This window comes from Nocardioides sp. NPDC057577, assembly GCF_042801335.1.
In the GTDB taxonomy this organism is placed as follows: domain Bacteria; phylum Actinomycetota; class Actinomycetes; order Propionibacteriales; family Nocardioidaceae; genus Nocardioides.
The window spans coordinates 1-11,777 of the sequence record NZ_JBHVGB010000183.1 but is presented as its reverse complement, the minus strand read 5'-3'; the positions used below and the strand labels follow the sequence as shown (position 1 = coordinate 11,777).

General features: G+C 68.9%; 9 protein-coding genes. 7 read left to right on the top strand and 2 right to left on the bottom strand.

Annotated features, from left to right (window positions below; genetic code table 11):
* A partial coding sequence (locus ACFU7D_RS25190) for an acyl-CoA carboxylase subunit beta (protein ID WP_378872535.1) occupies nucleotides 1–938 on the bottom strand: 938 nt, incomplete at its 3' end.
* Nucleotides 939–1,025: 87 nt separating this feature from the next.
* Between ACFU7D_RS25190 and ACFU7D_RS25185 the strand changes: the two genes are divergently transcribed.
* Entirely contained in the window at nucleotides 1,026–1,697 is a 672-nt protein-coding gene (locus ACFU7D_RS25185) for a TetR/AcrR family transcriptional regulator (RefSeq protein WP_378872533.1), read from the top strand.
* 31 nt (nucleotides 1,698–1,728) lie between these two features.
* On the opposite strand, the gene ACFU7D_RS25180 is transcribed toward ACFU7D_RS25185, so the two are convergent.
* A complete protein-coding gene (locus ACFU7D_RS25180; protein WP_378872531.1) occupies nucleotides 1,729–4,878 on the bottom strand; it encodes an MMPL family transporter in 3,150 nt (1,049 codons plus the stop codon).
* 289 nt (nucleotides 4,879–5,167) lie between these two features.
* Between ACFU7D_RS25180 and ACFU7D_RS25175 the strand changes: the two genes are divergently transcribed.
* The 6 genes from ACFU7D_RS25175 to ACFU7D_RS25150 are packed head-to-tail and all read left to right on the top strand — an operon-like array spanning nucleotide 5,168 to nucleotide 11,735.
* The gene (locus tag ACFU7D_RS25175; RefSeq protein ID WP_378872529.1) at nucleotides 5,168–6,061 is read left to right on the top strand and encodes a hypothetical protein; all 894 of its coding nucleotides are present in this window, start codon (nucleotides 5,168–5,170) and stop codon (nucleotides 6,059–6,061) included.
* Nucleotides 6,062–6,064: 3 nt separating this feature from the next.
* Nucleotides 6,065–7,072, top strand: a complete 1,008-nt coding sequence (locus ACFU7D_RS25170) for a phosphotriesterase (protein WP_378872526.1) — start codon at nucleotides 6,065–6,067, stop codon at nucleotides 7,070–7,072.
* A 9-nt stretch (nucleotides 7,073–7,081) separates the two neighbouring features.
* Nucleotides 7,082–8,191, top strand: coding sequence for an FAD-dependent monooxygenase (locus ACFU7D_RS25165; RefSeq protein WP_378872523.1), 1,110 nt, complete (start codon nucleotides 7,082–7,084; stop codon nucleotides 8,189–8,191).
* Nucleotides 8,192–8,197: 6 nt separating this feature from the next.
* Nucleotides 8,198–9,103: an alpha/beta hydrolase gene (locus ACFU7D_RS25160; RefSeq protein WP_378872520.1), complete on the top strand. Its 906-nt coding sequence runs from the start codon at nucleotides 8,198–8,200 to the stop codon at nucleotides 9,101–9,103.
* A complete protein-coding gene (locus ACFU7D_RS25155; protein ID WP_378872518.1) occupies nucleotides 9,103–10,017 on the top strand; it encodes an MBL fold metallo-hydrolase in 915 nt (304 codons plus the stop codon). The genes ACFU7D_RS25160 and ACFU7D_RS25155 overlap by 1 nt, the downstream gene beginning before the upstream one ends.
* Complete coding sequence (locus ACFU7D_RS25150) at nucleotides 10,014–11,735, top strand: CocE/NonD family hydrolase (RefSeq protein WP_378872515.1); 1,722 nt, start codon at nucleotides 10,014–10,016, stop codon at nucleotides 11,733–11,735. Before ACFU7D_RS25155 ends, ACFU7D_RS25150 begins: the two co-directional genes overlap by 4 nt.
* Nucleotides 11,736–11,777 lie beyond the last annotated feature (42 nt).

The following is an 11,777-nucleotide window of genomic DNA, read 5'->3' as shown; positions in this document are numbered from 1 at the left end:
ACGATGTGGGCGATGACCTCGTGCATGTCGTAGGGCTGGTTCCCGCCATCGGGGATGAAGGTGTCCAGCTCCCGGTCCAGATCAGTGATCTCCAGGTCCGCGGTCTCCTCGAAGGCCGGGGGCTCTTCCATGTTGTTCGAGGGCAGGTAGGACAGCAGGGCCTTGACGTAGTCGATCGCGTCGGCCTCATCGGCGCCCATGTAGTGGGCCACCCCGGACTTGGAGTTGTGGGCCAGGGCACCGCCCAGCTCTTCCATGGTGATGTCCTCACCGGTGACGGTCTTGATCACGTCGGGGCCGGTGATGAACATGGCCGAGGTCTTGTCGACCATGATGGTGAAGTCGGTGACCGCGGGGGAGTAGACATGCCCGCCGGCGCAGTTGCCCATGATCAGGCTGATCTGCGGGATCACCCCGGAGGCGTGGACGTTGCGTTTGAAGATCTCGCCGTAGAGCCCCAGGGACACCACGCCTTCCTGGATCCGGGCGCCGGCGCCCTCGTTGATCCCGATCAGCGGGGACCCGGTCTTGATCGCGAGGTCCATGATCTTGGTGATCTTCTCGCCGTAGACCTCACCCAGCGAGCCACCGAAGACGGTGAAGTCCTGGGAGAACACGCAGACCTGGCGGCCCTCGATGGTGCCGTAGCCGGTCACCACCCCGTCACCGAAGGGCCGGTTCTTCTCCAGCCCGAACGCAGTGGACCGGTGGCGGGCCAGCTCGTCGACCTCCTGGAAGGAGCCCTCATCGAGCAGCATCTCGATCCGCTCACGAGCGGTCTGACGCCCCTTCGCATGCTGCTTCTCCACCGCCTTCGCGGAACCAGCATGGACGGCCTCGTCAACACGACGCTCCAGCTCGGCCAGCTTCCCGGCAGTCGTGTGCAGGTCGATCTCGGCGCCCGGGGAATCGGGTGCGGTGGTGGGCTCGGCGCTCAACGGGACTCCTTGTGAACTTCAGTGTCAATGAGTGAGACTAAGTGTCATGGGGCATGATGTCCAGGGATCGATCCAAAAAGGAGAGTGATGGCAGCAGCGCGTGACGAGATCTCCGACGCGGCATTTCGCCTGTTCGGGATCAAGGGGTACGCCGCCACCTCGGTCGACGACATCGCGTCCGAAGCGGGCGTCAGCCGCAGCACCTTCTTCCGCTCCTTCGGGTCCAAGGAAGCGGTGATCTTCCCCGACCACGACGAGCTCCTCGGCCGGATCGAGGAGCGACTGCGTTCCTCGCCTCCCAACGCCGGCCTCGCCGCCGTCACCGACGCGGTCAAGATCGTGCTGTTCCACTACGTCGCGGAGGGCGAGCGTGCGCGTGAGCGCTACGGGCTCACGTCCACCGTGTCGGCGCTCCGCGAGCGCGAGCTGGTGAGTGGGGCCCGCTACCAGCGTCTCTTCCGTCGCTACCTGAGTCACTGGGCCGACGCCTCGCCGGAAGCGGAGCTCCGTGCCGAGATGACCGCAGCGGCAGTCGTCGCGGCACACAACCGCGTGCTTCGCCGATGGCTTCGACGCGAGTGCACGGACCCTCAGCGGGAGATCGAGCAGGCACTGGCCGCAGTCCATCGCACCTTCGCCGACGAGAGCGATGCATCGATCGGGATGCTCGTCGTTCCGGCCGGGGTTCCCGCCTCGGCCGTGGAGAAGGCAGTCAAGAGAGCGCTGGAAGGCATCGCCGTCCGAAACCTCGATCAATGAGGCCGAGACGGCACCCGAGGTCGGGGGCCGATCACCGCTCGTACGGCACCCCGGTGCTCTCGTCCTCCCGGTGACGGGGCGTATCCGAGACGTCCGGAGTCCCGGCCGGCGCCGGCTCGCCCTCGATCGAGATGTGGGGGAGAACCTTGTCGAGCCATCCGGGCAGCCACCAGGCAGAACGCCCGAAGATCACCAGCGCTGCCGGAGCCAGGGTGACCACGAGGATGCCCGCGAGCAGCACCGCGACGGAGAGGCCGACGCCGAACTGCTTGATCGTCGGGTCGGGGTCGAGGATGAAGCTGGCGAACACCGACGCCATGATGAGGGCCGCGGCCGTGGTGATCCGGGCGCTGGCGACCAGCCCTGAGTGGACCGCCTGCCGGGGTTCGGCCCCTTCGTGGACGTGCTGCTGGACGTGGCTGACGAGGAACACCTCGTAGTCCATCGAGAGTCCGAACAGGCCCGCGAACATCATCAGGGGTACGTAGCTGGCGATCGGCACGGTCGAGGACGCCGTGTCGATGCCGAGCAGGTCGATGCCCCAGCCCCACTGGAACGTGGCGGTGAGGACGCCGAACGCGGCGGCCGCCGAGAGCAGGTTGGTCACCGCCGCCTGGAGCGGGATGAGCAGTGAGCGGAAGGCCACCATCAGCAGCAGGTAGCCCAGCAGGATGACGGTCCCGATGACGAGCAGCAGCCGGGCCGAGATGAGGGAGGCCAGGTCGACGTAGGACGCCGTGTAGCCACCTACGTACGACGTGACGCCTGTGCCCTCGCTCGTCCTCGGCAGCACGGAGTCGCGGACATGCCCGACGAGGTCGGCGGTGTCGTCCGAAGCTGGGGAGGTCGTCGGTACGGCGGAGAGCAGGACGACGTCGCCCTTCTTGTTGATCTGCGGTGGGGTCAGGGCCGCGACCCCGTCGGTGTCCGAGAGACCTTGCTGCAGGTTCACCACGCGGAGATCGGTGCCACGTTCGTCGCCGCCCGCCGCCGTCATCATCTGGGTGAGCTCGTCCTGCAGTTGCTCGGCCTCCTTCTGCTCCTCTTCGGCCTGTTGCTGTGCAGCCTTGAGGTCGTCGGCCTTCTTCTGGAGCTCTGCCGCCTGCTGCTCCAACGCGTCCCCCTGCCGGCGCAGCGCGTCGGCCTGGGCCTGGAGCGCGTTGCCCTGCGCCTGGAGATCATCACCCTGGGCCTGCAGCGAGGCCGCCTGACGCTCGAGCTCGGCCTTCTGCCGTTGCAGCGCGTCGGCCTGCCCTTGCAGCGCGTCGGCCTGTCGCTGGAGCTGCTGTGCCTGCGCCTGCAGTTGGCGGGCCTGACGGGCGAGGCTGCGCGCCTCCTTCTCAAGCGGCGCGAGCTTCTTCTGGACGGCGACCTGGTCGGCCTCCACCGCGTCGAGGCGGGCCTGCAACCGTTCCACCCGGGCCTCGTCGCCGTCCTGCTCGGCGCGGGCGATGCGACGTTCCAGGACGCGCTCGCGGGCGCGGAGGCGTACGAGCTCCCGGACGAGCGGCCGGGCCTGCATCGCCAGTCGTCTCGCCTCGCGTCGCAGCTGGTCCCGGCGGGCCTCGAGGCGTGCTTGCTCGGCCTCGAGCCTCCGCTGCTCGGCGCGCAGCGCGTCGGCCTGCCGCTCGAGGTCCGCCTGCTGCCCGCGCAGCGCAGCTGCCTCTCGCTCGAGGTCGGCCTGCTGCGCCTGCAGCTGCGCGCTCGCTTGCTCCAGGGACGCCTGCTCTTCTTCGAGCTGTGCCTGCTCCGCCTCGAGCTCTGCCTGCTGGTCCTTGAGCTGTTGCTCCTGCTGGGGCAGCTCCTTCTGCTTCTTCTCGAGGTCGGACTTGAGGGACATCGCCTGGTTGTACTTCTGGGTGTACTCCTCGCTCGGCGCCGCGGGCGGGTCGAAGGACGAGGCGACCTGCAGCGGACCGTTGTAGCCGACGCCCAGGCCCGCGCTGATCAGGTCGTACGCCTGCCGCTCGGTCGTCTCCTTCGAGGTGGCGCCGACGTCCTCCTGGCCGAGCTCGAGGCTGAGCACCGGGATGATGAGTGGCACCAGGGCCGCGAGCGAGACGCCGGCGACCACCCACGGGTGGCGGTGGACGACTCCGGCCCACGTCGCCCACAGGCCCCTGCCGCGCCGACGTCCCGGACGCATGAACGCCGGCAGCGAGGCCCAGCTGATCCGGTGGCCCAGCAACCCCAGGAAAGCAGGCAGCAGGGTGATCGCCACCAGGACGGCGGCGACCACGGCCATGGCCGAGGCGTACCCGAGCGCGGAGACCAGCGGGATGCCGGCCACGCCCAGCGCGAGGAGGGCCACCACGACGGTGCAGCCGGCGAAGACGATGGCGCTGCCGGACGTTGCCACCGCGCGCGCGATCGACTCGCGGATCGGCATCCCGTCGCGCATCTGGTCCTGGTGGCGGGTGATCAGGAAGAGGGCGTAGTCGATGCCCACGCCGAGGCCGATCATGGTGGCCAGGGTCGGCCCGGCGGTCGGGATCGAGAGGAGGTGGCCGGCCAGCCCGACGGTGGCCAGGGCGACGCCGAGACCGACGATGGCGGTGATGATCGGCAGACCCATGGCCACCAGGCTCCCGAGCACGAGGCTGAGGATGATCATCGCGGCGATGATCCCGACGACCTCGCTGGTCCTGGACTCGTCCGTCGACAGAGTCGAGCCGATCGAGCCGCCGGCCGCGGTGGTGATGCCCGCGTCCTGTGCGGGGTGGGTGGCGTCCAGGACGTTGCCTGCGATCTCCTCCGTCAGGTCGCCGGACCCGACGTCCATCAGCACCGGCGCGAAGGCCGTTCGACCGTCCTTCGACAGCAGGCCGGCGGTCTGTCCGTCGCTGCTCAGCGGGTTGGTGACGGTGTGGACGTGCGGCTGCTTGCCGATCTCCTTCACCGCGTCGTCGACGGCCTGCTTGTTGGCGGAGTCGGTCAGCTTCCCCTTGCTCACGTGGAAGACGATCGGGTTCACGCCGTTCTGCTGGGGCGGGAACCGCTCAGACAGCAGGTCCTTCGCCTCCTGGCTACCGGTGTCAGGCAGTGCGAGGTCGTTGCTGGTCTTGGCGCCGAGGGTCGAGACGGCCACGACCACGGTGACGAGCACCAGCATCCAGGCACCGATGACGAGGAGGCTGTGCCGGGCACAGAAGCCACCGAGCCGACGGAGGAGACCTGCCACGACGCTGCTCCCTTCTACGGCCTCGTCGCATGAGCCGCGGGGCGCCCGGCGCTCCCAGGTCCGCGGGACGGTGATCCGGGTCCCCGCGGCTACGTCCGGAGTGCGGGCGCGTGCTGCTCAAGCACGGTAACGGGATCCCACGACAGGGGAGAGGGCCGCAGTGCAGCATCCCCGGAATCGGGGACCTCATCCAGCCGCGACAAATAGTCTAGTCATTTGACATGATGTCTACCGAAGCCTACTGTGACTGCGACCACAGGGTGGTCGAGTCGTGCTGCGAAGGAGACACATGGGCAAGATCGTGAACACCGTCCTGGGGCCGGTCCCCTCCGGCGACCTGGGGGTGACGCTGACCAACGAGGCGCTTCTGTCGGTGCTGCCCGGCGCGCAGTACGCCTACGACATCACCCTCGACCGAGCGGCAGTCTTCGAGACGCTGGCGACCAAGCTGCGCGCCTTCAAGCAGTCAGGGGGCGGAGGCGTCGTTGACGTCACGGGACAGTTCGCCGGTCGTGACCTGCGGCTGTACGAGGCGCTCTCCCGCGCCACCGGCGTCCACTTGATCGCGTCCACGGGACAAGGGCCGGAGGGCATGCTGGGCGGCTACTTCCTGACCCCGCAGACCAACCCGCCGACCCCGTGGCCGGCCGAGAAATGGGCAGACCTGTTCGGTGCGGAGGTCACCGACGGCATGGTCGTGCCGCGGGTGGAGCGCCGCGGACACGCAGGGGTCATCGCCACCGCGGTGACCGCCGAGGGGGCTACGCCCACCGATGTCGAGCTGCTACGCGGCTCGGCCCGCGCCGCGCTGGCAACCGGCGTGCCGGTCACGTTCGTGGCCGGAGCCGATGCGGTCGCCGAGCTCGCCGTCGTCACCCAGGAGGGCCTGAGCGCCAGCCGGGTCGCGGTCTCGAGCCCCGGATCCGCCGCCGCGAAGCTGGCCGAGCAGGGCGCGTACGTCGTCCTCGCAGGGGCATCCGAGGCCGTGGCGCTGGCCGAGGCGGGGCATGCGGATCGAATCCTCATTGCCACAGGGGGAGTGGGGCAGGCCTTCGGCCACGAGGTGCCGGAGGCGGCGTACGACCGTCTGATCTCCGCCGTGCGGGCGGACCTGCCCGGTGAGCTCGCCGACCAGATCTTGATCACGAACCCGGCCACGTTGCTGGCCGTGAAGGAGGACTGAGCGATGGGTTCTGTGAACACCGTCCTGGGGACGATCCCGGTCGAGGAGCTCGGCTTCGTCGCCATCCATGAACACATCGGCTACGGGATGCCGGGCTCGGAGCTGGACACCCGGTGGTGGAGGAGCCCCGAGATCCGTTACGAGGAGACGGTGCCGAAGCTGCGGAGGTTCGCCGAGAACACTCGGCCCTACGGTGCTGCGACGTTCGTCGACGCCACCGGCATCTGCAACGGCCGCGACGTCCCCTACTACCAGTCGCTCTCGGAGAAGACCGGAGTGCACATCGTCGCCTCGACCGGGTTCGTCGGCGGCGACACCGCGCTGCCGTTCTTCGAGCGGGCCTCGGTGGAGTACCTGACCGAGCAGTTCGTCCACGAGATCACCGTCGGCATCCCCGGCACCACCGCACGAGCCGGGATCATCAAGGTCGGTGTCTCCCGCGGATTCCGGATGAAGCCGCTGGACCTGCGGATCTACCGGGCCGCCGCCCGTGCTGCCCTCGCCACCGGAGTGCCGATCTTCACTCATCTCGCCGTCGACGTCGAGCCGGCCGTCGAGGTCTTCGCGGAGGAGGGGCTGCCGCTGCACCGGGTGCTCTTCGGTCACGCCGACGACGGTGTCTCCCAGGGCAAGGTGAAGGACCGCTGGATCGCTGCGCAAGGCGGGCGGATCGGCTTCGACACCTTCGGCTACGACCTGGAGCTGCCAGACCCGCCGTTCTGGGGGCGTCCCCGCGCCGAGCGGCTCGAGCACTTCCTCGGCTACCTGCGCGACGGCTTGGTCGACTCCGTCCTCGCCTCCGCGGACGCCAACTGCTCGCCCCTGGGCTGGCCGGGGGTCAAGGGCCACACCGTCAACTACCTCTTCGAGACCCTGCTGCCCGCCCTGCGCGAGAACGGTGTCACCGAGGAGACGATCCACCGGATCTTCGTCGAGCTCCCCGCTGCCTTCCTGGATCAGCAGAGCCTGGGCCAGCAGAGCCCCGCGCTGTCCTCCCTCTCCACGAACTGAAAGACCACCATGGACCTGAAGAACCTCACCATCGCGATCGTCGGCGGCGGCTACGGCGGCCTGGCCGCCGCCAAGGCGCTCACCGTGGCCGGCGCGAACGTCACCGTCTACGAGCAGGCCTCCGAGATCAAGGAGGTCGGCGCCGGGATCGGGCTGCGACCCTCCTCGCTGGCACAGTTCCGCGCCTGGGGTGAGCTGGAGGCCATCACGAGCGTCTCCAACGCCTCGGAGTCCTTCCAGATCCTCACCGCCGAAGGTCACCCGATCGCCGAGGAGATCTGGCCCGAGGTCGACGCGCACGGAGTGACCACCCACCTGATCCACCGCGGTGACTTCATCGAGGCGCTCTTCGCCACCCTGCCGAAGAGCATGGTCAAGCTCGGTCACCGGCTGGAGAAGATCGCCGACAACGGCCCGAGCGCGACGTTGAGCTTCGCCGATGGCCAGAGCGAGACCTACGACCTGGTCGTCGCCGCCGACGGGATCAAGTCGGTGATCCGCGAGCAGCTCTTCACCGATGCCCAGCCGGTCTTCGCCGGGGAGCACGCCTACCGAGTCGTCGTCGAGGACGCCGACCTGCTGAGCCTGGTCGCCGACGGCAAGCTGCGGATGTACATCGGCCGCGGCACCAAGGTCTACCTCCTCCCGCTGCTCTCCCGGGGACAGGTCTCCTTCGACATCACCGCCCTGGACGTCGACGGCACCTGGGCGCCCGAGGTCGACCTCGACTACATCCTGAAGACGGTGGAGGGCTTCGACCCCCGCATCGTCGATGCCACCCGACGGCTCGACCTCGCCGCGGTCAACAAGCGCGCGGTCTACGACATCGACCCCGTCGAGCGGTGGTCCACCGACTCGGTGGTCCTGCTCGGCGACGCCGCTCACGCCATGTGTCACCACCAGGGCCAGGGCGCCAACTCGGCGATCCTGGACGCCGGCGCTCTTGCCGGCGCCCTGGTCGCGGCGGCTTCGGTGCCGGAGGCGCTCGAGGCGTACGTCGCCGAGCGCAAGCCGGTCACCGACGAGCTGCAGCGGATCTCCCGTCAGGGCTGGAGCGAGGACGAGGTCAACGACGTCTTTCCTGGTCAGAAGCCGAACTCCGGACGTCAGGAGGGCTGATCACAGATGCCCATCCATCCCGAGGTCGCCAAGGTTCTGGCGACGCTTCCCGCCCCTTCCGCCGTGCTCGACCCGGTCGCGATGCGCGCCGGAGAGGCCAGCCACGTTCCGCCGCTCGGGGACCGGCTGCCGATCGCGTCGGTCGAGGACATGTCGGCGGGTGACGTACCTGTCAGGATCTACGCCGACTCCACCGACGCGTCCGGTGTCATCGTCTACTTCCACGGCGGCGCGTTCTTCCTGGGGTCGCTGGACACCCACGACCACGTCGCGCGCCATCTCGCGAGGGCGACCGGTCTGAAGGTCGTCTCGGTGGACTACCGGCTGGCTCCGGAGAACGAGTTCCCGGCGGGCCTCCACGACTGCTACGCCGCGGTGCGGTGGGTGCAGGAGAACGGCGAGAAGCTCGGCTGGGACGGTTCGACGCTCGCTGTCGCGGGCGACTCCTCCGGCGGCACGTTCGCGGCGGTGGTGGCCGCGATGGCCACGGACGACGGCTACGACGCCGTGACCCACCAGATCCTCTTCTACCCCTCGCTCGACCTCGACTTCGACGAGACGCGCTACCCCTCACTGGTGGAGAACGCGACCGGCTACGGCCTGGAAACTGCCGGTTTGAAGCCGTTCAACGCGTTCTACCTCGACTCCGGCGCCGACCCCGACAACCCGCTCGTCTCGCCGATCAAACGGACCTCGTTCGAGGGTCTGCCCAAGGCGCTGGTCGTGACCGCGGAGTTCGACCCGCTGCGCGACGAGGGGGAGCGCTATGCCCAGAGGCTGCGGGAGGCCGGGATCGAGGTGAACGCGGTGCGCTGGGAGGGCGCGAACCACGGGTTCGTCCAGAACTTCTCTCAGATCCCGGAGTTCGCCCAGGTCTTCGAGACCATCACCGAGTTCCTGCGGGAGGGCTGATGGCCGTCGATGTCCACCCGATCGCCGCTCCTTGGGGGCGGTTCGCGCTTTTCAGCTTCCTCATCGACGCCCCGGAGCTCGCCCTCGTCGACACCGGAGTCGCCGCATCAGCCGCCGGGGTGCCCGCCGAGCTCGAGAAGCTCGGGAGACGGATCGAGGACGTGAGGTGGATCCTGCTGACGCACGGTCACATCGACCACGTCGGAGGTGCCCACGCACTGTGGGAGGCCACCGGCCGCCAGGCGAAGGTGGTCATCTCGCAGACCGACGCACACTTCCTCAGCTCCCGGCGCGCGCACGTCGAGGAGGCCCTCGCGCTACGCGGCGACTACGTGGACGCGGCCGCACTCGAAGCTGAGAAGTCGGCCGAGGTCCTCGAGGCGATCTCGGGTGAGATGACGCCCTCCCTGACCGTCGCGGACGGTGACGCGCTCGACCTCGGCGGGGTCTCGGTGCGCGTCGCCGCGGTGCCGGGGCACACGCCAGGCGCAGTGGCGTACGTCATCGAGGGGTCGAACGACGTCTTCATCGGCGACGCGGCGCAGGGCTACGGCGCGGCCAGCGGCTTCCCGGGGTTCGAGGATCCCGATGCCTACCGCGCCTCGTTGCAGAAGGTGCTCGCCCTCGAGCCGGGCCGGCTGTTCCTGGGCCACCCCTACCGGCGCGTCGATGGCAGCCCGTTCCCGGTCGTGCTCGACGCCGCCGGCGCTCGCGAGGCGTTGGAGGCGAGCCTGGCCCGGGAGGCCGAGATCCGGGCTGCGATCACCAGCTTCCAGCCCGTCGAGACCGACTCGCGCTGCTCGCCCTTCGAACAGATTGCCACCGAGCTCGGCTACGGGGGAGACCCGACCCTGGAGCCATCGCCGTTCTTCACCTCCCTTCACGGTTACCGGATGCTGAAGGAGCACTCATGACCGACATCCGCACGATCCAGGCGGGCACCGAGCAGATCACCGTCCACAAGGACCTCAGCGTGCCCATGCGCGACGGCGTGAAGCTCGCCGCCGATGCCTACGGCGGCGACGTCGAAGGCCCGCGCCCCGCGCTGGTCGCGCTCTCGCCCTACGGCAAGGAGCTCCAGGCGCTCGCCCTGACCATCCCGCCGCAGCGCCGGCCATCCCCGCTGTGGGACGGCTGCATCGAGGCCGGTGACATCGCCCGCGTCGTGGCCGAAGGCTACGTCCACGTGATCGGTGACCTGCGTGGCTCCGGAGCCTCCGAGGGCGACCACGTCGGCAACTACAACGCCGGTGGTGTGCCGCTGGGCCAGGATGCGTACGACTTCATCGAGTGGGTCGCCGCGCAGCCGTGGTGCGACGGCAATGTCGGCATGATCGGCATCTCCTACTTCGGCTCGATGCAGGTGCTCGCGGCGGCCGAGCGCCCGCCCTCGCTGAAGGCGATCTTCGTCTCCGGTGGCCACTACGACTTCTACGAGACGACCTACCACGGCGGCGTCATGTGGTTCATGCCGCGCGCAGCCCGCGAGGGGCGAGGCGGTGACTCCGGCTGGGCGTTCACCGACCGCACCACCTCACGGATGCTCGAGTGCGTGCCCGAGGAGGAGGTGAAGGCCCGAGTGGCCGAGCGTCTCGCCGACCCCGACGTCCAGGCCTGGCCGAACCTCGTCCACACGTTGCACTACCCGAAGCACCACGAGGCGTGGTTCGACATCATCACCAACGACCTCGACGGCGAGTGGTACGAGGAGCGCAACCCGGTCAACCTCGCCAAGAACATCGACATCCCGGTCTGGCTCACGATGGAGCAGGGCCGCGGCTGGACGCTCGACTCCACGATCGAGACCTTCCTCAACATCGGTTCGAAGCACAAGAAGCTGACCATCGGCCCCTATCCGCCGATGCAGTCACGGCCATGGGTCGAGGACCACGACGAGATGTTCCGCTGGTACGACAAGTGGCTCAAGGGCATCGACAACGGCATCGAGAAGGAGCCGGCCGTCTCGGTCTTCATGGAGGGCACGAGGCACTACGTCGAGGCCGAGTCGTGGCCGCCGAAGCAGGCCGAGCACAAGGCGCTCTACCTGCGCGGCCGTCAGAAGCTGTCGGAGACGCCGGAGCGCTTCGGCACCGACGTCGCCGGCTACGAGGGCTACTTCCAGGCGCCGATCATCACCACCGACACCATCGGGATGCTGACCTGGTCCACCCCGGCGCTCGAGGTGCCGATGGAGCTGCTGGGCACCGGCGCGTTCCATGTGTACGCCGAGATCGACCAGGACGACACCAACCTCATCGCCCGGATCTGGGACTACGCGCCCTCGGGCAAGCGCCGGCTCGTGTCCACCGCCTACCTGAAGGCGAGCCAGCGAGAGCTCGACCTGGAGCGCACCACCGAGGGCAGCCCGATCCACCCGCACACCCGCCGGGCGCCGGTGGTGCCCGGCGAGATCAACGAGTACGTCCTGCGCATCTACCCGTTCGCGGCCACGATCCTGCCGGGTCACCGGCTCGTCGTAGAGCTCTCCGCCAATGAGCCGATGCAGGACGAGCACAACGCGCTGCTCCCGCCCGACTCGTTCCACCTGCCCATCGGGCGACCGACCACGCACAAGATCTACCGCGATGCCGAGCATCCGTCGCGGCTGGTGCTGCCGTTCGCCACGAGCTGATCACGCCACCCAAAAGCACCGTGGCCGGTCCTGTCATGGACC